Source organism: Propionicimonas paludicola (genome assembly GCF_002563675.1).
In the GTDB taxonomy this organism is placed as follows: domain Bacteria; phylum Actinomycetota; class Actinomycetes; order Propionibacteriales; family Propionibacteriaceae; genus Propionicimonas; species Propionicimonas paludicola.
Genome location: NZ_PDJC01000001.1, coordinates 933,932 through 954,137, shown reverse-complemented (window position 1 = coordinate 954,137; position 20,206 = coordinate 933,932). Strand labels below are relative to the sequence as shown.

Annotated in this window: 18 protein-coding genes and 1 tRNA gene; 9 read left to right on the top strand and 10 right to left on the bottom strand. The window is 68.2% G+C overall.

All coding sequences use genetic code 11. The annotated features are described in order from the left end of the window. Positions 1 to 24: 24 nt before the first annotated feature. Complete coding sequence (gene ftsE, locus ATK74_RS04335) at positions 25 to 711, bottom strand: cell division ATP-binding protein FtsE (RefSeq protein ID WP_098459895.1); 687 nt, start codon at positions 709 to 711, stop codon at positions 25 to 27. A 135-nt stretch (positions 712 to 846) separates the two neighbouring features. Further along, entirely contained in the window at positions 847 to 1,956 is a 1,110-nt protein-coding gene (prfB, locus tag ATK74_RS04330; RefSeq protein ID WP_098459894.1) for a peptide chain release factor 2, read from the bottom strand. Between the two features lie 749 nt (positions 1,957 to 2,705). Between prfB and ATK74_RS04325 the strand changes: the two genes are divergently transcribed. Further along, positions 2,706 to 3,872, top strand: a complete 1,167-nt coding sequence (locus ATK74_RS04325; protein WP_169923733.1) for a phospholipase D-like domain-containing protein — start codon at positions 2,706 to 2,708, stop codon at positions 3,870 to 3,872. A gap of 66 nt (positions 3,873 to 3,938) precedes the next feature. On the opposite strand, the gene ATK74_RS04320 is transcribed toward ATK74_RS04325, so the two are convergent. From ATK74_RS04320 to aceE, 3 genes are all read right to left on the bottom strand, one after another. Further along, positions 3,939 to 4,012: transfer RNA gene (locus ATK74_RS04320), tRNA-Val, on the bottom strand. A gap of 151 nt (positions 4,013 to 4,163) precedes the next feature. Next, positions 4,164 to 4,586 (bottom strand): DUF3052 domain-containing protein, encoded by a 423-nt coding sequence (locus tag ATK74_RS04315; RefSeq protein ID WP_245840683.1) that lies wholly within the window; start codon positions 4,584 to 4,586, stop codon positions 4,164 to 4,166. Between the two features lie 84 nt (positions 4,587 to 4,670). Next, the gene (gene aceE / locus ATK74_RS04310) at positions 4,671 to 7,469 is read right to left on the bottom strand and encodes a pyruvate dehydrogenase (acetyl-transferring), homodimeric type (RefSeq protein WP_098459892.1); all 2,799 of its coding nucleotides are present in this window, start codon (positions 7,467 to 7,469) and stop codon (positions 4,671 to 4,673) included. Positions 7,470 to 7,643: 174 nt separating this feature from the next. Between aceE and ATK74_RS04305 the strand changes: the two genes are divergently transcribed. The 7 genes from ATK74_RS04305 to ATK74_RS04275 all read left to right on the top strand — a co-directional run bounded on the left by ATK74_RS04305 (position 7,644) and on the right by ATK74_RS04275 (position 14,640). After that, positions 7,644 to 7,991, top strand: coding sequence for an iron chaperone (locus tag ATK74_RS04305; RefSeq protein WP_098459891.1), 348 nt, complete (start codon positions 7,644 to 7,646; stop codon positions 7,989 to 7,991). Further along, entirely contained in the window at positions 7,988 to 9,166 is a 1,179-nt protein-coding gene (locus tag ATK74_RS04300; RefSeq protein ID WP_098459890.1) for a PucR family transcriptional regulator, read from the top strand. The genes ATK74_RS04305 and ATK74_RS04300 overlap by 4 nt, the downstream gene beginning before the upstream one ends. A gap of 134 nt (positions 9,167 to 9,300) precedes the next feature. After that, positions 9,301 to 10,506 carry an acyltransferase domain-containing protein gene (locus tag ATK74_RS04295; protein ID WP_098461970.1) on the top strand — a complete coding sequence of 402 codons (1,206 nt, stop codon included), beginning with the start codon at positions 9,301 to 9,303 and terminating at the stop codon, positions 10,504 to 10,506. After that, positions 10,503 to 11,498 carry a beta-ketoacyl-ACP synthase III gene (locus ATK74_RS04290; protein WP_098459889.1) on the top strand — a complete coding sequence of 332 codons (996 nt, stop codon included), beginning with the start codon at positions 10,503 to 10,505 and terminating at the stop codon, positions 11,496 to 11,498. Before ATK74_RS04295 ends, ATK74_RS04290 begins: the two co-directional genes overlap by 4 nt. Positions 11,499 to 11,547: 49 nt before the next feature. Next, positions 11,548 to 11,790 carry an acyl carrier protein gene (locus ATK74_RS04285; protein ID WP_098459888.1) on the top strand — a complete coding sequence of 81 codons (243 nt, stop codon included), beginning with the start codon at positions 11,548 to 11,550 and terminating at the stop codon, positions 11,788 to 11,790. A 93-nt stretch (positions 11,791 to 11,883) separates the two neighbouring features. After that, positions 11,884 to 13,146, top strand: a complete 1,263-nt coding sequence (locus ATK74_RS04280) for a beta-ketoacyl-[acyl-carrier-protein] synthase family protein (RefSeq protein WP_098459887.1) — start codon at positions 11,884 to 11,886, stop codon at positions 13,144 to 13,146. A gap of 78 nt (positions 13,147 to 13,224) precedes the next feature. Beyond that, positions 13,225 to 14,640, top strand: a complete 1,416-nt coding sequence (locus ATK74_RS04275) for an acyl-CoA carboxylase subunit beta (RefSeq protein ID WP_098459886.1) — start codon at positions 13,225 to 13,227, stop codon at positions 14,638 to 14,640. Positions 14,641 to 14,728: 88 nt separating this feature from the next. On the opposite strand, the gene ATK74_RS04270 is transcribed toward ATK74_RS04275, so the two are convergent. Continuing rightward, a complete protein-coding gene (locus ATK74_RS04270) occupies positions 14,729 to 15,226 on the bottom strand; it encodes a DUF3145 domain-containing protein (protein ID WP_098459885.1) in 498 nt (165 codons plus the stop codon). Positions 15,227 to 15,355: 129 nt separating this feature from the next. Here ATK74_RS04270 and ATK74_RS04265 point away from each other — a divergent pair, with 129 nt between their 5' ends. Continuing rightward, on the top strand, positions 15,356 to 16,066 hold the full coding sequence (locus tag ATK74_RS04265) for a YggS family pyridoxal phosphate-dependent enzyme (protein ID WP_098459884.1): 711 nt from the start codon (positions 15,356 to 15,358) through the stop codon (positions 16,064 to 16,066). 4 nt (positions 16,067 to 16,070) lie between these two features. Here the strand turns inward: ATK74_RS04265 and ATK74_RS04260 are convergent, their stop codons facing one another. The 4 genes from ATK74_RS04260 to ATK74_RS04245 are packed head-to-tail and all read right to left on the bottom strand — an operon-like array spanning position 16,071 to position 20,100. Continuing rightward, positions 16,071 to 17,039 carry a VWA domain-containing protein gene (locus ATK74_RS04260; protein ID WP_098459883.1) on the bottom strand — a complete coding sequence of 323 codons (969 nt, stop codon included), beginning with the start codon at positions 17,037 to 17,039 and terminating at the stop codon, positions 16,071 to 16,073. Then, a complete protein-coding gene (locus tag ATK74_RS04255; protein ID WP_098459882.1) occupies positions 17,030 to 17,995 on the bottom strand; it encodes a VWA domain-containing protein in 966 nt (321 codons plus the stop codon). The genes ATK74_RS04260 and ATK74_RS04255 overlap by 10 nt, the downstream gene beginning before the upstream one ends. Next, the gene (locus ATK74_RS04250; RefSeq protein ID WP_425440109.1) at positions 17,995 to 18,996 is read right to left on the bottom strand and encodes a DUF58 domain-containing protein; all 1,002 of its coding nucleotides are present in this window, start codon (positions 18,994 to 18,996) and stop codon (positions 17,995 to 17,997) included. Before ATK74_RS04250 ends, ATK74_RS04255 begins: the two co-directional genes overlap by 1 nt. Positions 18,997 to 19,050: 54 nt before the next feature. Next, positions 19,051 to 20,100, bottom strand: coding sequence for an AAA family ATPase (locus ATK74_RS04245; RefSeq protein ID WP_098459881.1), 1,050 nt, complete (start codon positions 20,098 to 20,100; stop codon positions 19,051 to 19,053). Positions 20,101 to 20,206: the final 106 nt, after the last annotated feature.

Sequence of the window (20,206 nt, the reverse complement as noted above, 5' to 3'; positions counted from 1 at the left end):
CGGCCTCCCGCGCTCAACTGCTGATCACTGGTAGCCATACACACCCTTGGTCTGGTCACGGACGAGCTCGCCGTTGGACAGCTCGATCACTCGCTTACGCATCTGGTCGACGATGTTGGCGTCGTGGGTGGCCATCACCACCGTGGTGTCGGAGCGGTTGATCCGATCCAGCAGCTTCATGATCCCGACGCTGGTGGCCGGGTCGAGGTTTCCGGTGGGCTCATCGGCGATCAGGATCGCCGGACGGTTCACGAAGGCGCGGGCGATCGCCACCCGCTGCTGCTCGCCACCGGAAAGCTCCTCAGGCAGCCGGTCACCCTTGCCTTCCAGGCCGACCAGTTCCAGGGTCTCCGGGACGATCTTGCGGATCACCGAGTTCGACTTGCCGATCACCTGCAGCGCGAACGCCACGTTCTCGTTGACGGTCTTGCCCGGCAGCAGCCGGAAGTCCTGGAACACCGTGCCGATCCGACGGCGCAGTCCGGGTACCTTCCAGCCGTGCATCCGGGTCAGGTCCTGGCCGGCCACGTGGATGTGCCCGCTGGTAGGCAGGTACTCGCGCAGGATCAGCCGCAGGAAGGTGGACTTGCCCGAGCCGGACGTTCCGACCAGGAAGGCGAACTCACCCTTGGCGATCTCCACGGTCACGTTGTTGAGGGCAGGCTTCGACTGACCGTCGTAGGTCTTTGTGACGTTCTCGAATCTGATCACAGTGAACTGACCGTCCCGGTAGACATTGGGGAAGCAAGCTTAAGAAATCCTGAGGATCGGTCAAGCAGGAGTCTAGAGGACGTCACCAATCGCCCCCGACAAGCCGTGCGGCGTGTCAGTGGCTACCTTGCCGGGTCAGCGCTCTCCCTGTTGACGGCGCCAGCGCACCCCGGCGTCGATGAAGGCATCGATGTCACCGTCGAAGACGGCGTCCGGGTTGCCCACCTCATGCTCGGTGCGCAGGTCCTTGACCATCTGATACGGGTGCAGCACGTAGGAGCGCATCTGCGAGCCCCAGGAGTTGCCGGCGTCGCCCTTCAGGCCACGCATCTCGGCTTCCTTCTCGGCCCGCGCCCGCTCGAGCAGTCGAGACTGCAGGACCCGCAAGGCTGCCGCCTTGTTCTGGAGCTGGGACTTCTCGTTCTGGCAGGACACCACCAGGCCGGTAGGCAGGTGGGTGATCCGGACCGCCGAGTCGGTGGTGTTCACGCTCTGCCCACCAGGGCCGGACGAGCGGAACACGTCCACCCGGATGTCGGCCTCGGGGACGTCGATGTGGTCGGTCTCCTCGGTGACCGGGAGCACGTCGACTCCGGCGAAGGAGGTCTGGCGGCGCCCCTGGTTGTCGAAGGGGCTGATCCGAACCAACCGATGAGTGCCCTGCTCGACCGAGAGCATCCCGTAGGCGAACGGCTCCTTCACGGTGAAGGTGGCCGACTTGATCCCGGCCTCCTCGGCGAAGGAGGTGTCGTAAACCTCGGTGGCGTAGCCGTGCCGCTCGGCCCAGCGCAGGTACATCCGCAACAGCATGGACGCGAAGTCGGCCGCGTCGACACCGCCGGCTTCGGCGCGAATCGTCACCAGCGCATCGCGCTGGTCGTACTCACCGGCCAGCAGGGTGCGGATCTCGAGCGCCTCGATGTCGGCGGACAGTCCCTTCAAGTCGCGTTGCGCCTCGGAGAGAGTGGCCGGATCGTCCTCCTCCACGGCGAGTTCGATCAGCACGCCGAGATCGTCCACTCGTCCCCGCAAGGCGGTGATCCGGTCCACCTCGGCTTGCAGCCGGGAAAGCTTCGAGGTGACGGCCTGGGCATTGTCCTGGTCGTCCCACAGGTCAGGGGCTGCCGCCTGCTCGGCGAGCTCGGCAATCTCGGCCTTCTTGGCCGCTGGGTCGAGGACGGCCTCGATCGACTGAAGAGTGCGGTCGAGGACGGCCAGATCGGCCTGGAGGTCTGCAGCGGTCACAGTTGACTACTTTACCGTGAGCGGTACCCGAACCGGGCTGCCCGGCCCGGCCGCCTGGCCGTCACCCGAGCGAGTGACCGACCTGTCACCTATTAGGGGGACTGGTTAAGTAGCCAGAAGAATGCATTCGAAATTGTCTGGCAATCGGGGTTGCTATCCCCGCATTTCGGTGCGTAGAGTTCTTCTCGAGGCGGGTGGTTCCCCCCGAGCCGATCGCCTCACAGCCCAGTTCCCCTGAACTGGACCCCCTGCCCCCCGGCAGTGCCCGCAGAACGTTCCCAGGTTCGTGGCGGGCATTTTACTTTTCCCCTGCGACTAGGCGTAAGCCTGCGGCGCAGCCATGCCCGGAGAGGTCCGGGCACTATCGCAGGACCACCCTCGCGGAACAAGAGGTTACCCTCTCATTCATCAGGAGAATGCCCCCGCAAACCCTCAAGTACCAGACGAGACTGATTAACAATGAATTAACCTCATCAACGTCGGAAATTGAAGAATCAGCAATGCGATGGCCCCGGCAGCGGCGACTTCGACGGTCGGGGGCCGCTCCGGCACCGGAATCAGCAGCCGAGAGCGGCCTGGACCCAGGAACCTGGAGTTGTGCCGGCTCCGGCGGCCCACATGGGCTCGCCCGACACGGGCCTCGACGAGAGGTGGGGGCCGTTACGGCCTCCGCGGAGGCGCACTGGTCGAAAAGCTGCCAACTTGCGCACCGCGCGGTGGGGTCGGCGAGATGGGGAAATGATGCGTCCATGATGATTCGACGCACCCTCACAGCCGCTCTCGGCGCTGTCGTGCTACTGACCTCGGCGATGCTCCCCGCCCTACCGGCGGAGGCTTCAGAGACTCAGGTCACGGTCGGTAGTCGCCAAGTAGAGGTCACCTTCAACAACCCGATCAGCGCCGGCGGCGCAGACTGGGCGCATCACGACAAGCTACGGCGTCTGATCGCCGATGCCCCAGCCGGAGCCGAGATCCGTCTCGGCATCTACTACTTGACTCGGGACAACATCGTCGACAGCCTTCGCGACGCGGTTGCCCGCGGCGTATCGGTGTACGTGGTCGCCGACGGAACCTCCAGTCACAGGACTGCTCAGCTGAGGGCTCTCGCCACCTTGCTCGACAGCCGGATGAGGATCTGCGGGACCGGCACCTCCGGAGGATGCCTCTCCAACGCTTCCGGCGGCCTCATGCACGCCAAGTACATGCTGATCAGCCAGACCAAGGACAACCAGGGAACCAGCCGCTCGAACGTGGTCTGGGTGTCGTCAGCCAACCTGACCACGCCCTCGGGCGCTGAGCAGTTCAACAACTCGGTCACGATCTACGACGACGAGAGTCTCTATGACGGCTACATGTCCCAGGTGTGGAACCCGATGTGGGCAGGCACCCGCAACTACCCTGGCAACGACTACTACGTGGCATCGATGCCGCGCGGCTACTTCGGATCCAGCGCCAGCAACTCCACGGTGTTCGTCTCCCCCGAACAGAACACCGACCTGGTCGCTAACCGGCTCGACAACATCTCGCCCGACTCGAACTGCCGGATTCGCGTGATGCAAGCGTCCTTCAGCGACAGTCGATCCGCAGTTGCCGACAAGCTGGTCTCATTGAAGGCCGGCGGCTGCAAGGTCTGGATCATGGTCGGCGATGGCGACGCGATGGGCGACGGCAACCTCGCCAAGTTCAAGCGGGCCGGCATCTCGGTCCACAAGGGCGCGATCCACGACAAGGTCATCCTGGTCTCCGAAGGCGCCAACAACGCGCACACCTGGGTTCTGGTGGGTAGCCACAACCTGACTGAGTCAGCGCTGCGCGACCAGGACAACATCCTGATGCGACTTCAGGACAGCAAGCCGTTGTACGACGCCTACTACGCGCACTTCAACGACGCCTACAACAACTACCCGAGCGCCTAGTGCCTGACCCTGCCGGGCCTCCCGAGGCCCGGCAGGAGGGCCGGTACACGGCAAACGTCCAATCGGTGGGCGCAGAGGGACTCGAACCCCCGACCCCCTCCTTGTAAGGGAGGTGCTCTAACCAACTGAGCTATGCGCCCCGCCCGGACATCCTAGGGGCCAGGCCCTCGGAACGCGGAACTGGTGTGAGGCGCGCCGCACTGAACTCAGCGCCGAATCGAGCGACGGTTCGCGTGATCGCTGACCACGCTCATCGACACCGGCCACACGCGCCAGTGGACGAGCCCGCGGCTAGCGGCGTCCGCCCTTCGGCCGAACCAGCTTGTGGGCCTGCCAGAGCTTGCCGACCGAGACCGAGTTGGCCATGGCCAGGCCTGCAGTCAGCGCCGCCTCGGCCAGGTCCGAAGGATCCAGGTAACCGTCGCGGCCCACCTTCGGGCTCAGCAGCCAGATCGCTCCCCCGGCCGCCAGATCGGTCAGTGCATCCACCAGACCGTCACCGAGATCGCCGTCGTCCTCGCGCCACCACAGCAGCACGACATCGACAGCCTCGATGGCCTCGTAGACGAAATCCTCGCCGATGGCGTCCAGAATCGCCGAGCGCAAACCCTCGTCGACGTCCTCGTCCCAGCCGAGTTCCTGAACCACCTGGCCAGCGGTCAATCCCAACGCGGCCACCGGGGAACCGGTGGTCGATCCGGGCGCGGTACTCACGCGCTCAACACCTCTCTCGGCCAGTCCAGAATCTGATTGGCTTTCAGCCTGCCAGATCCGGACCGCCGAGGAAAGACGGATCACTCAGGAGTCGCCGCCAACTGCACCGGAAGCACCGGCCGAGATGTCGTTCAGGTGGTAGATCTCGGCCGCCCGCGCCGCCTCGGAAGCGTCCAGTTCGCCGGCCGCAGCAAGCTCCTGCAGGGTCCGAACCACCAGCGAAGGCCCATCGATGTGGAAGAAGCGACGAGCCGCCGCCCGAGTGTCGGAGAAGCCGAAGCCATCAGCACCCAGCGAAGCGAAGCGCTGCGGAACCCAGTTGATGATCTGATCCTGGACGCCCCGCATGAAGTCGGAGACCGCCAGCACCGGGCCGGGACGGCCCTGCAGCTTCTGGGTGACCCAGGGAACCTGCGCCGGCTGATCAGGGTGCAGGAACTTCTGCTCGTCGCAGATCAGGCCGTCACGACGCAGTTCGTTCCAGCTGGTCACGCTCCAGACGTCGGCAACCACTCCGAAGTCCTTCTTGAGCAGCTCCTGGGCTTCCAGGGCCCAGGCCACGCCGACGCCGGAGGCGAGCAGCTGCGCGCGGCGGGCGTCCGCCCCGACACCGTCGAAGTTGCCCTCCTTGAGCAGGTACATGCCCTTGACGATGCCCTCGACATCGACGTTCTCCGGCTCGGCCGGCTGCGGCATGGGCTCGTTGTAGACGGTCAGGTAGTAGATGACGTTCTCGGGGTTCTCCCCGTACATCCGGCGCAGACCGTCCTCCATGATGTGGGCGATCTCATAGCCGTAGGCCGGGTCGTAGGCGACCACTGCCGGGTTGGTGGCAGCCAGCAGGTGGCTGTGCCCGTCCATGTGCTGGGTGCCCTCGCCGGTCAGCGTGGTGCGCCCGGCCGTGGCCCCGATCATGAAGCCGCGGGACAGCTGGTCAGCCGCGGCCCAGATCGCGTCCGCGGTGCGCTGGAAGCCGAACATCGAGTAGAAGACGTAGATCGGCACCATCGGCACGCCGTGGGTGGCGTAGGACGATCCGGCGGCGGTGAAGGCCGCGACCGAACCCGCCTCGTTGATGCCCATGTGCAGGATCTGACCCTTGGGGCTTTCCCGGTAAGCGAGCATCAGCTCGTGGTCGACCGGCGTGTAGTTCTGGCCGTGCGGGTTGTAGATCTTGATGGTCGGGAAGAACGAGTCCATCCCGAAGGTGCGCGCCTCGTCCGGAATGATGGGGACGACGTGCGGGCCGAAGCCCTTGTCACGCATCAGATCCTTGAGCAGCCGCACCCACGCCATGGTGGTGGCCACCGGCTGCTGACCCGAGCCCTGCTTGACCGCGGCGTAGGCGCTCTGCGCCGGCAGCGGCAGCGGCTTGGCCACATCGCGACGCTCCGGAACCCAACCGCCCAGCGCCTTGCGACGCTCCAGGACGTAGGCGATCCGCTCGTCCTCGGGGCCGGGGTTCACGTACGGCGGCTGGTAGGGGTTCTCCTCCAGCACGGCGTCGCTGATCGGCATGTCGAGCCGGTCGCGGAACTGCTTGAGGTCGTCCAGAGCCAGCTTCTTCATCTGGTGGGTGGCGTTGCGGCCGGCGAAGTGGCTGCCCAGGAAGTAACCCTTGATGGTGTGGGCCAGGATCACGGTCGGTGCGCCCTTGAACTCCATGGCTGCCTGGTAGGCCGAGTACACCTTGTGGTAGTCGTGGCCACCGCGGGTGAGCTTCCAGATCCGGTCGTCGGACCAGTCGGCCACCATCGAGGCGGTCCGCGGATCGCGGCCGAAGAAGTGCTCGCGGACGTAGCCGCCGTCGTTGGCCTTGAAGGTCTGGAAGTCACCGTCGGTGGTGGCGTTCATCAGGTTGAGCAGCGCACCGTCGTTGTCGGCCGACAGCAGCGGATCCCAGCCGCGTCCCCAGACCACCTTGATGACGTTCCAGCCGGCGCCACGGAAGAAGCTCTCCAGCTCTTGCATGATCTTGCCGTTGCCGCGGACCGGGCCGTCCAGGCGCTGCAGGTTGCAGTTCACCACGAAGGTCAGGTTGTCCAGCTGCTCGTAGGCGGCCAGCTGCAGCGCGCCGCGGCTCTCCACCTCGTCCATTTCGCCGTCGCCCAGGAAGGCCCAGACGTGCTGGTCGGTGGTGTCCTTCAGGCCGCGGTTGGCCAGGTACTTGTTGAACTGCGCCTGGTGGATCGCGTTGATCGGACCCAGGCCCATCGACACGGTCGGGAACTCCCAGAACTCCGGCATCTGCCGCGGGTGCGGGTACGACGGAAGCGCGACCGGACGTCCGTCGACGATGTGGCTCTTCTCCTGCCGGAAGCCGTCCATCTGGCTCTCGCTGAGCCGTCCCTCAAGGAAGGCGCGGGCGTACATGCCGGGGCTGGCGTGGCCCTGGAAGAAGACCTGGTCGCCGCCGCCGGGGTGATCCTTGCCGCGGAAGAAGTGGTTGAAGCCCACCTCATACAGCGTCGCCGAGGACGCGTAGGTGGAGATGTGGCCGCCGACGCCGACGCCGGGGCGCTGGGCACGGTGCACCATGATCGCGGCATTCCAGCGGGCCAGGCGGCGGAACTTGCGCTCAAGCTCGACGTCGCCGGGGTACCAGGGCTCCTGGTCGGCCGGAATCGTGTTGACGTAGTCGGTCGCGGTCAGCGCCGGGAGACCGACGTGCTTGTCGCGAGCGCGCTCCAGGAGCCGCAACATGATGTAGCGGGCCCGGTTGCGGCCGGAATCGTCCAGGAGCATGTCGAGGGACTCCAGCCACTCGGCGGTCTCCTCGGAATCGATGTCGGGAAGGTTGGTCGGCAATCCGTTCAGGATCGGGCCGGCTTGGTCGCGACTTGCCACGGTTCGGTGCCTTTCGGTGGTACAGCTCGAGATCATCGAGCAAGGCTGACCTTACCCGGCAGGATCGGCTCGGGGATGTGGTCAGGAGCGCTCAGGGCACTTGGCGGCCCGATTATTAGCAGTTCCTCGACCGTCCGGATTATTCCCGCGGGCGCGAAGTTGGTCGCCGAGCCGCCCCACTCGACGGCCCCGCACCCTAGGATTCGGCTCATGGGAGCTCTCTCCGAACTGATTTCGGGTAGCCCGGACGAGGCCGCCGCACTGCTGACCCGGCTGACCGAGGCCGCCCGTCAGCAGCTCCCCGACGCCATCGAAGGAGTCAGCTACGCGATCCCCTGCCTGCTGCACAAAGGCAAGCCGGTGATCGGCTTCCGGGTCGGCGCCAAGGACTTCTCGCTCTACCCCTTCTCCTCTGCCGTGGTCAGCGCGGCCGTCCAGGCCAGCCCTGAGCTGCAGACCACCAAGGGCAGCATCCACTTCACCCTGGAGCATCCCCTCACCGAGGAACTGATCGCCCTGATCGTCGAGCGCCGCGTCGCCGAGATCGAGAGTCGATGACTGCAACCGATCAGTCCTGGTGGCCGGCACCGGAAGCGCGGGCCGCGAGCGCCCGCGAACTGGGCGCAGAGGCCGCCGGGCTGACCACCCGAGCCCTGGCCCGGATTGCCGCCGAGCACCCCTGGTTCGGCGAGCTGGACGCCGAACATCGCTCCTGGATCACCGTGGTGGCTCGAGCCGGCATCGACGGCTTCATCAGCTGGTTCGCCAGTGGCGGTGAGGGTGCGGACCCGTCCGCGGCCTTCGATGCCGCGCCGCGCGCCCTGGCCCGGCGGATCGCACTGAACCAGACAGTCGACCTGGTGCGCAGCACCATCGAGACCGTCGAGGAACGCATCGCCACCATGCCGGAGAGCGAGCAACTCCCGTTGCGAATCGGCATTCTGCGCTACTCCCGGGAGATCGCCTTCGCCGCGGCCAAGGTCTATGCCCGGGCCGCCGAAGCCCGCGGCGCCTGGGACGCCCGGCTCGAAGCCATGGTGGTGGACGCCGTGCTCCGCGGCGACGCCGACGAAGCTGTGGTCTCCCGGGCCTCGACGCTGGGCTGGCTGGCCACTCCCGACATCGCGGTGGCGATCGGCACCGCTCCGGCCGATCCGGTCCGCGCCGTCGAGGCGATCCGGGCCGTGGCCCAGGCCGAGTCACTGGACGTCCTGGCCGCCCCTCAGGGAGACCGACTGGTCGTCGTGCTCGGCGGGCGGTTGGCCTCGACCACCGAGCTGGTGGCCACAGTGGCCGCCTTCGTCGATCAGTTCGGACCCGGCCAGGTGGTGGTCGGTCCGGTGGTGCACAGCCTGGGTGAGGCGGTGAGCAGCGCCCGGGCCGCGCTGTCCGGGCTGCGGTCGGCGTCCGCCTGGCCGCAGGCGCCGCGTCCGGTGGCCGCCCGGGACCTGCTGCCCGAACGCGCCCTTGCCGGGGACGGCCACGCCCGGCGGGCGTTGTCGACCGAGCTCTACCACCCGCTGGCCGATGCCGGCGATCTGATCGACACGCTGGCGGTCTACTTCGAGTCGAACTCGTCGATCGAGGCGACGGCGCGGGCGCTGTTCGTCCACCCGAACACGGTCCGCTACCGCCTGCGGCGGATCCAGGACATCACCGGTTACTCGCCCAGCGAGTCCCGGGACGCCTATGCGCTACGGCTGGCGCTGACCCTGGGTCGCCTGCTGGGTTGAGCAGAACCGACAATCGACACCCTCGCTCCTCGGCCAGCCGCGCTGAGTCGTTGTAGGAAACCTACAAATCTGACGGCATCTTTTTCGTCGTGCTCGCGGCCTCGGCGGCCCTGCTTTATCGACACAGTTGTGGAGTGCTCGCAATCGTTGCGCCCGGACAGGGCGCCCAAACCCCCGGTTTTCTCGGCCCCTGGCTCGAAGAGCGCCGTTTCGCCGATCGACTGAACTGGCTGTCCACGGTGGCCGGGATCGACCTGGCCCACTACGGCACGCAGGCTGACGCCGAGACCATCAGGGACACCGCCATCGCCCAGCCGCTGCTGGTAGCCGCCGGCCTGCTGACCGCCCTCGAACTGTTCCCGCAGCCCACCGACGGCTTCCGCCGCACCGGAGTGGCAGCCGGCCACAGCGTGGGTGAGATCACCGCAGCCGCCGCCGTCGGAGTCCTGTCGGCCGAGCAGGCCATGGTGTTCGTCCGCGAGCGGGGCGCCCAGATGGCCGCCGCCAGCGCCGTCCGGCCCACCTCGATGATGGCCGTCATCGGTGGCGACCCGGACGAGGTGCAGGCCGCCATCGCCGCTGCCGGGCTCACCGCAGCCAACAACAACGGCTCCGGCCAGGTCGTGGCTGCCGGCACCGTCGAGCAGCTGGCCGACCTGCAGGCCAATCCCCCGGCCAAGGCCCGGCTGATCCAGCTGAGCGTGGCCGGCGCCTTCCACACCGTCCATATGGAGCCGGCCGTGGCTCACCTGGAGCGGCTGTCCCGAGCGATCACCACCCACGATCCGCGGACCCGGCTGCTGTCCAATGCCGACGGCCAGGTCGTCCAGTCCGGCCGGGAGTACCTGGCTCGCCTGGTCAAGCAGGTGGCCAACCCGGTCCGCTGGGATCTGTGCCTGGCCACCATGGCCGAGATCGGCGTCACCGGGCTGCTGGAGTTGCCGCCGGCCGGCACTCTGACCGGGATCGCCAAGCGCAACCTCAAGGGCATCGAGCTGTTCAGCCTGAACACTCCCGACCAGCTGGCCGACGCCCAGGACTTCGTGGCCCGTCACGGCGACGCCGGCTGGGCCAACCCGCTGGCCAGCACCCCGTCGTGGCGGATGCTGGTCTCCCCGATCAAGGGCGAGTTCACCAAGGCGTCCGGCATCGAGACCGGCCAGGCGCTGGCCGCCGGCACTGTGATCGGCACCGCGGCCAACCTGCGCGACAGCGTCGAGGTCCGCGCCACCCACGACGGCATCGTTACCGAATGGCTGGTCGAGGACGGTGACCCGGTAGCCCCGGGCCAGCCGCTGATCCGGCTCTACCCCGCAACCGAAGCAGGAGCAGCTCAGTGACCGAACTCAAGGCCAGCACCGGCGCCAAGTACGCACGAATCCTCAGCGTCGGCTCGGCGACCCCGTCGCGCGTGATCGACAACGAGTTCATGCTGCAGTACATCGACTCCTCCGACGAGTGGATCACCCAGCGCACCGGCATCAAGGAGCGCCGCTGGGTGGCCGAGGGCGAGACCATCGAGACCCTCTGCCTCGAGGCGGCCGGCAAGGCCATCGAGCGTTCCGGGCTCGAGCCGTCCACGATCGGCGCCGTGATCTTGTCGACCATCTCGCACTACCACCAGACCCCGGCGCTGGCTCCCAAGCTGGCCGCCGAGCTGGGCATCGGCGACGCCGCGGCCTATGACATCTCGGCCGCCTGCGCCGGGTTCAGCTACGCGCTGGCCCAGGCCGAGTCGATCGTCCGGGCCGGCCAGGCCGAGTACGTCCTGGTGATCGCCGGCGAGACCATCAGCCACATCACCGACCTGACCGACCGCGGCACCGCCTTCCTGTTCGGGGACGGCGCCGGCGCCGTGGTGGTCGGCCCGAGTGAGACCAACGGGATCGGCCCGGTCATCTGGGGCTCGGACGGCGCCCAGGAGGGCGTCATCTGGCAGACCGCCGACTGGCAGAAGGCCGTGGCCGAGGGCACCTTCCCCAAGCTCGGCATGGACGGACGCGCGGTCTTCAAGTGGGCCACCACCTTCATCGCCGGGGCCGCCAAGCAGGCTCTCGACGCCGCCGGAATCAGCCCTGAGCAGTTGGACGTGTTCATCCCGCATCAGGCCAACAACCGGATCACCGACACCCTGCTGCGCTACCTGAAGCTGCCCGAGCATGTCGTGGTGGCCCGGACCATCCAGCACCTCGGCAACAACTCCGCGGCCACCATCCCGATGGCCATGGACGCCCTGCTGAGCTCCGGCGAGGCCAAGAGTGGCCAGACCGCTTTGATCATCGGCTTCGGAGCCGGGCTGGTGTACTCCGGCCAAGTGATCACCCTTCCCTGAACCTCCGGCTCCGCCCGGACCCAAGACCCACAACACAAGGAGATATGAAATGGCCACCACCGAAGAGATCCGCGCCGGCCTCGCCGAGCTCGTCAACGACGTCGCCGGTGTCGCCGTCGAGGACGTCCAGCTGGACAAGTCCTTCGTCGATGACCTGGACGTCGACAGCCTCGCCATGGTCGAGATCCTGGTCGGCTGCGAGGAGAAGTTCGGGGTCACCATCCCCGACGAGGAGTCCAAGAACCTGAAGACCGTGGGCGACGCCGTCGCCTACATCGAGGCGCACAGCTGACTCACCCCTGGCCGGTAGCCGCCCCCGAACCGCGGGGCGGCACCGCCGGCCGTCCACCACACCCGCAGTCGACCACCACTCCAGGGAGCTTGCATGACTGAGATCGTGATCACCGGCCTCGGCGCCACCACGCCGTTGGGCGGAGACTTGGCGTCCACCTGGGCCGGAATGCTCGCTGGACGCTCCGGCGTCAGCGCCATCACCGAGGAATGGGCGGCCGAACTGCCGGCACGGATCGCGGCCTACGTGGCCGTCGATCCGTCCACCATCATCGATCGAGTGAAGGCTCGCCGACTGGATCGCTCGACCCAGCTGGCTCTGATCGCCGCCCAGGAGGCCTGGACCGACGCCGGCTTCGACTGGGAAGCCGAGGAAGGCTCCCAGGTGGATCCGCACCGGCTGAGCGTCTCGGTGGCCAGCGGAATCGGCGGCCTGCACTCTCTGCTGAACAACTGGGACGCCCAGCGCGACAAGGGCTATCGCCGGGTCAGCCCATTCACCATCCCCATGCTCATGGCCAACGCCCCGGCTGCGAACGTCGGCCTGGCCGTCCACGCCAAGGCCGGGGTGCACGCCCCGGTGTCGGCCTGCGCGTCGTCCAACGAGGCCATCGCACTGGCCGTGGACCAGCTGCGGCTGGGCCGGGCCGATGTCGCCGTGGTCGGCGGCACCGAGGCCACGATCCATCCGCTGCCGCTGGCCGCCTTCGGCCAGATGCAGGCGCTCAGCCGCCGCAACGACGACCCCCAGGGCGCCTCCCGTCCGTGGGATCGCGGCCGGGACGGCTTCGTGATGGGCGAGGGGTCGGCGGTCATGGTGATCGAGACCCTCGAACATGCGCTGGCCCGCGGTGCCAAGATCTACGGCACCATCGCCGGAAGCGGGATCACCGCCGACAGCCACGACATCGTCCAGCCCGATCCGACCGGCGAAGGCCAGTCCGGGGCCATGATCAAGGCCATCGTCGACGCCAAGCTGAGCCCGTCCGACATCCGGCACATCAATGCGCACGGCACCTCGACCCCACAGGGCGACGTCACCGAGGCCGGTTCGATTCGAACCGGGCTGGGTGATGCCACCGACGGCTGCGTGGTCACCTCCACCAAGTCGATGACCGGGCATCTGCTCGGCGGCGCCGGCGCCCTGGAGACTATCGCCACCGTGCTGGCGCTGCGGGACCGGATGGTGCCGCCGACGATCAACCTGGAAGATCCCGAGCCCGATCTGGGCATCGACATCGCCGCAAATGTGGCCCGTCCGCTGCCGTCCGGCGATCTGGCCGGCATCAACAACTCGTTCGGTTTCGGCGGCCACAACGTGGCCATCGTCGTCACCAACGCCAACTTCAACCGCTGACCTTCTTCACCGCAGGCCGCACCCGGTGCGGCCATCGCGGGCTACCCGAAACCGGCTTTGGCCGATCAGGAGGATCGCATGACTCACGCCGTTGCCAAGCCGCCCCGCCTCCCCCGCGAGGAGGATCCGCGCAACCCGAACGCTCGGCTGGCTGCCCTGCTCGACCCGGGCTCGCTGGAGCTGCTCAGCGCCGACGACCAGTCCGGCATGCTGGCCGCGCGCGGAACCGTGAACGGTTCCCGGGTGGTGGCGTTCTGCTCTGATGCCACCGTGATGGGCGGCGCCATGGGGGTGGACGGCTGCGAGGTCGTCGTCCAGGCCTACCGGCAGGCCATGATCGAGCGGATCCCGATCATCGGGATCTGGCATTCCGGCGGTGCCCGGCTGGCTGAAGGCGTGCTGAGCCTGCATGCGGTCGGCCTGATCTTCCACGCCATGACCCAGGCCTCGGGCAAGATCCCGCAGATCTCGGTGGTGCTCGGTGCCGCCGCCGGTGGTGCCGCCTACGGGCCGGCGCTCACCGATGTGGTGATCATCGCCCCGACCGGACGCATCTTCGTGACCGGCCCGGACGTGGTCCGCTCGGTCACCGGCGAGGACGTCGACATGCTCCGGTTGGGCGGCCCGGACACTCACGGCCGCAAGTCCGGGGTGGCGCACGTGATCGCCGACAACGAGGCGGACGCCCTGCTGCGGGCCCGCACCGTGACCACGCTGCTGGCCGCCCAGGGCCGGGTCGGCGAGGTGGCCGACACCGAGCTGGCCGACCTGCTGCCGGAGTCCCCCAAGCGCGCCTACGACGTGCACCCGCTGATCGACGCCGTCCTCGACGAGGGCAGCACCTTCGAGTTGCACGCCCGCTGGGCACCGAACGTGACCATCGCCCTGGGCCGCCTGGGTGGCCGGACGGTCGGTGTGGTGGCCAACAACCCGCTGCGGCTGGGCGGCTGCCTGGACTCGCTCAGCGCGGAGAAGGCGGCCCGGTTCGTCCGTTTCTGTGACGCCTTCGGGGTGCCGCTGGTGGTGCTGGTCGATCTGCCCGGCTACCTGCCCGGCGTCGGCCAGGAGTGGGACGGGGTCGTCCGGCGCGGCGCCAAGCTGCTGCACGCCTTCGGCGAGGCCACCGTCCCCCGGGTCACCCTGGTCACCCGCAAGGCCTATGGCGGCGGCTACATCGCCATGAACGCCCGCTCGCTGGGCGCGACCCGGGTGTTCGCCTGGCCGGGCGCCGAGATCGCGGTCATGGGCCCGGTGGCGGCCATCCGGATCCTGCACCGGCGCACGCTGGCCGAGGTGCCCCCGGACATGCTGGCTCAGGTGGAGGCCGAGTTGGCCGCCGAGCACGAGCGGATCGCCGGTGGCGTCGAGAAGGCCGTCGAGATCGGGGTTGTCGACGAGATCATCACCCCGGCCCGGACGAAGTCCGCGTTGGCCGAAGCCATCCGCAATGCCGACACCGGCCAGCGCGGGTTCCACGGCAACATCCCGCTCTGATCGTCCCTCCGCGCCTCTCCGACGTCGCACGCTGTGACTTCAGCGGCGACATCGCCGCCCAACTCACAGCGTGCGAGGAAAGTGGGGGCTAGCCGACCTGGTGCAGCCAGCGGACGGGCTGTCCGGCTCCGGCCTGCCGGAACACCTCGAGTTCGTCGTCCCAGCGGGCGCCGAGCAACTCGGCCACTCCCTCGGCCAGGCTGCGCCGACCCAGCGCATCGGCCAGCAGCGCCTGCTTGAGCCGGTCCTCGTGAATCATGATGTCGCCGTGTTCACCGATGGTGGCCGCGAACAGGCCCAGCGCCGGGGTGTAGGCCCAGCGGCTGCCCGCCCCGGCGGCACTGGCCTCTTCGGTCACCTCGAACCGGGCCCGCAGGCAACCCTTCAGCGCACTGGTCAGTTGGGCGCCGGTGCCGGCCGGACCGCGCCAGGAGTACTCGGAGCGCAGAGTGCGTGGCTCGGCGGGCTGATCGCTCCAGCTGAGCTCGATCGGATGCCCGAACACCGCACCGATCGCCCACTCCAGATGTGGGCGCAGTGCAGCGGGCGCGGAGTGGATCTGAATGATCCCGCGCGTGTGATCCATCTGATCCCCGATCGCTGAGATTTACCTTCCCCAGCAACCTCAGCCATGTCGGGAGTCATCGCCATTGTGCACCCGGCCACCAACGAAGACCAGCAGGTGCGGGCTGAGCAAGTCTGGTTAGCTAGGGATATGACCCAGATCGCGGCGAACCTGGCAACGGTGCGGGCCCGGATCTCGGTGGCCTGCCACAACGCCGGACGGGCCCCCGAGTCGGTGGCTTTGCTGCCGGTCTCCAAGACCCGGCCGGCCTCGGACGTACTGGCCGCCCACGCGGCCGGCTACCGGCGGTTCGGCGAGAACAAGGCCCAGGAGGCCGAGGCCAAGGCCGCAGAGCTGGCCCAGCTCGCCGACCTGGAGTGGGTGATGATCGGCCACCTGCAGTCGAACAAGGCCAAGCTGGTCGCTCGCTTCGCCAGTGAGTTCCAGGCGCTGGACTCACTGGCGCTGGCCGCAGAGCTGGATCGCCGCCTCCAGGCCGAGGGACGCCAGCTGGACGTCCTGATCCAGGTGAACTCCTCCGCCGAGGACTCCAAGTTCGGGCTGCCGCCGGAACAGGTTCCCGCCTTCGCGGCCGCCCTGACCAGCTTCGATGCGCTGCGGGTGCGGGGCCTGATGACCCTGGCGCTGCCCTCGCCGATCGAGGATCAGGTGCGGGCCTGCTTCGTCCGGATGCAGCAGGTGCAGGCGCAACTGCGCGATCAGGGGATCGAAGGCCAAAGCTACGACGAGTTGTCGATGGGGATGTCCGGAGACTTCGAACTGGCCATCCAGCATGGCGCCACCGTGGTCCGGGTGGGGACGGCCATCTTCGGCCAGCGCAGCTATCCGGCTGTCGGCTGACCGATCAGGGCCAGCGGGCGGCCAGCGACATCATGGCCAGCACGGCCAGCGCAGCGAAGCCGACCGCATAGCCGGCGTAGGTCTCGGTGACCTCCTGGTCGGCCTTCACGTAGCCGACCGAACGTGCGATCGAGGCGTACACCTGCCGCAGCTCCTCCGACGAGCCGGCCGAGAATTTCTTGCCACCGGACAGCCGGGCCACCTGGGACAGCTCGGCGTGATTCACCGGGACCGGCTCCCGCTGTCCGCCGTCGCCGATCAGGTAGCCACCCGCGGTGCCGTAGGCGATCGTGTAGATGGGGATGTTCTTGGTCTTGGACTCCCGGGCGGCATCGGCGGAGTCTCGTCCGATGTTGGTGAAGCCGTCGCTGAGCAGGACGATCGCGCCCGGTGCAGTGGCCTCCGGGTCGTTGGGATCCGGCGGCGCCTGGGCGATGGCGTCCAGGGAGGAGTAGATCCCCTCGCCGATCGCGGTGTACGGGGCCACCTGCAGTGAGTCGATGGCTGCCGCCACCACTCCCCGATCGCTGGTCGGCGGCACCACCACGGCCGCCGTGCCGGCGAAGCGGACCAGCGACACGTTGAAGCCGACCGGGAGCAGCTGGAGGAACTCCTTGGCTGCCGCCTTCGCCGCATCCAACCGGTTCGGGGCCACATCGGTTGCCTGCATCGACAGCGACACGTCCAAGGTGAGCACGATGGTGGCCCGGTCTCTGGGCACGTCCACCTCGGCCTTGGGTTGGGCGAAGGCGATGTTCAGCGCCCCCAGCGCCAAGATGGCCAGGCCGACGGCCACGTGCCGCTTCCAGGCCTGCTGCTTGGGCAGCACTCGGTCCAGGTTGGTGATGGCATGCGCCTTGGACCGGGAGCGGCGCCACCACAAAAGGAACACGTACAGCGCCACCAGGATGGGGATGATCAGCAGCCACCACAGCCGATCGGGACGCATGAACTCGGTCGGGATCAGGGCCATCTCGCCCCCAAGGAAACGGCAGCCAGAGCGGCCACCACGGCGAAGGCCAGGCCGTAGCCGGCCCAGATCGCGGTGGTCTCCTTCTTGGTCGGCGTCTGGCCGACCTCGCTGCGGATGTTGTCATAGACCCGGCTCAGCTGGCCGAGGTCCTCGGCGCTGTAGGTGCGGCCGCCGGAGTCTCTGGCCAGCTCGGCGAGCGCCTGCGGATCCGGCGGCACCGACTGCCGGACCCCGTCCAAGTCGACGTGGCCGTTGGCGGTGCCGTAGGCGATCGTGTAGATCGGCACCCCGGCCTGCTTGGCCGCGAAGGCCGACTGCACCGGAGAGCGGCCGGCCGTGTTCTGGCCGTCGGACAGCAGGACGATCGCGCCCGGCGCCGGGCGCTTGTCCCCGTCCGGGCCGGCCGGGGCCATCTTCAGGGCGTCCAGGCTCACGTACACGGCCTCACCGATGGCGGTCGAGTCCTGCACCTTCAGGCTCTGGATCGCCAGCCGGGCCTGGGTCCGGTCGGTGGTCGGTGGCAGCCGCACCGACGGGTTACCCGACAGGCTCACCAGGGACAGGTTGTACTTGGCCGGAAGATCGTTGGCGAACTCCAGGGCTGCCTGCTTGGCCGCTTCCAGCCGACTCGGCTTGATGTCGGTGGCCGCCATCGACTGCGAGATGTCGATCACCAGGACGACCGTGGCGCGTTCCCGCGGCACCATCTCGATGCCATTGGGACGGGCCCAGGCCAGGCTCAACGCGATCAGGCTGAGCAGCGACAACGCGACCGCCAGGTGGCGACGCCACTGGGACTGCCGCGGCATCACCTGGGCCAGCAGCGAGGTGTTGGTGAACCGCATCCCGACCCGCTTCTTCAGCCGCAGGATCACCAGGTAGGCCACGATCAGCAGCGGAACCAGGATCAGGATCCACAGCCGTTCGGGGTTGAGGAAGGTCGGCCAGGAGAACATCAGCGGCTCACTCCGCTCGGCGGCTGATGCAGCATCACGGCCGTGCGCCGGTAGGCCATCACGAACCGGGCGATGTCGTGCACCCAGTCCGAGTCGGTGCGCAGCTGGATGTGCGCGGCACCGGCCCGGCGCAGGGCCACCCGGATCCGCTCGCGCTGGGCGGCTGACGCGGCGTCCATCCGTTCCCGGGCGGCCGGATCGGAGGTGTTCACATAGCGCTCGAAGCTGGTCTCCGGGTCACGGATCAACAGGTCGCCGACGTCGGCGAACTCGACCTCGTGCCGGTCCACCACCTCGACGGCCAGCACCTGGTTGCGGACCGCCAGCCGGCGCAGCGGACGTTCCCACTCCGGCTCCACGTTGGGGTCCAACTCGAAGTCACCGGGAGTGAGGAAGTCCGAGACGATCAGCCGCAGGCCGCGCCGGCGCTCGGTGCGGCGCAGCCGCTCGATCCCGGCAGCCAGCGAGAACGGGCCGGTGGTGTGGTCGGAGACGATCGGCTCGGTGAGCATCCGGCGCAGCAGCGCGTACAGCGCCGTCCGTCCGGATTGGGCCGGCAGCCGCTTCATCGAATCCGGACGCATGATCAGCCCACCGAACCGGTCCCCCATCTTCTGGGAGAGGAAGCCGATGGTGGCCACGGCGGCGATCCCGAGGTCGCGCTTGGTGACGCCCTCGGTACCCCAGTTCATGCTCGGGGTGACGTCCAGGAGCGCCCAGATCTCCAGCTCCCGGTCGGCCACGGTGTCGCGGACGTACGGGACGGTGGTCCGGGCGGTCACGGCCCAGTCGATCTTGCGGACGTCGTCCTGCCCGGGGACGTACTCGCGGGCGTCGCTGGCTTCCGAGCCCGGCCCGGGCAGCAACCCCTGGTGATCGCCGTGCAGGAAGCCCTCCAGCCGGCGGACGATGGTCAGCTCCAGGCGACGCAGCGCGGCCTCAGGGGCCAGCTTGTTCAGCGGGATGGTGGCGGTGGTCGGCTCGGCCAGCACCGATCGCACCGCGCCGAGCTCGGGCGGTGGAGGCGCGAAGCCGGGCGACACACTCACCGGCGATCAGCCCTGGCCGGGGACGGTAGCGGGCTGGGCGGAACGCTGCTGGTTGTTCCACACCGGGGTGGGCGGCGGCACCATGGCGATGATCCGCTCGATCACCTGGGCCGGAGTGATGTTGTCGGCCAGGGCGTCGAAGCCGAGCACCAGCCGGTGGCTCATCACGTCCTTGGCGACGGCCTGAACATCGGTGGGCAGCACGTAGTCGCGTCCGTGGATCAAGGCCAGCGCCCGAGCTGCGGCCACCAGGCCGAGGGTAGCTCGGGGGCTGCAGCCGATCTGAATCACGTTGACCAGGTCGGGCATCCCGAACTCGTCCGGGGTCCGGGTGGCCAGCACCAGCCGGACGATGTACTCGGCCACTAGGTTGTGCACGAAGACGTTGGAGGCCAACTCCTGCAACTCGGCGACTAGTTCCGGATCGAGCACCGGGTTGGCCGTGGGCGGCTTGACGCTCATCCGGCGCAGGATCTCGAACTCCTCGTTGCCGCGCGGGTAGGGCACGTCCACCTTCAGCAGGAAGCGGTCCCGCTGCGCCTCGGGCAGCGGGTAGACGCCCTCGGACTCGATCGGGTTCTGGGTGGCGATCACGATGAACGGCTGCGGCACCGGGTAGGTGTGGCCGCCGATCGAGACCTGCTGCTCGGCCATCAGCTCGAGCATGGCCGACTGCACCTTGGCCGGAGCGCGGTTGATCTCGTCGGCCAGCACGAAGTTCACGAACACCGGGCCCAGCGCGATGTCGAACTTCTCCTCGCGGGCGGAGTAGATCCGGGTGCCGACGATGTCGGAGGGCACCAGGTCGGGAGTGAACTGGATCCGGGCGAACTGGCCGCCGACCACGGTGGCGAAGCTGCGTACGGCCAGCGTCTTGGCCACCCCGGGGACGCCTTCCAGCAGGCAGTGCCCCTTGGCCAACAGCGCGACCATCAGCTGCTCGACCATGTGCTCCTGGCCGACGATGACCCGCTGCACCTGGGCGATCGCCTCACCGAGCACCTTGGACGCCTTGGCGGCGTCGGTCTTGGCCGGGGCCGGAGGCGCTGAGGCCACCGGCTGCTCCGGGGTACCGGGCTGGGATGCCGTGGTGGGTTCGTTCTCACTACTCACAGGTGATCTCCCGCTGGGTTCCGTCTGGCCTTCCAGACCCGGTCAACGA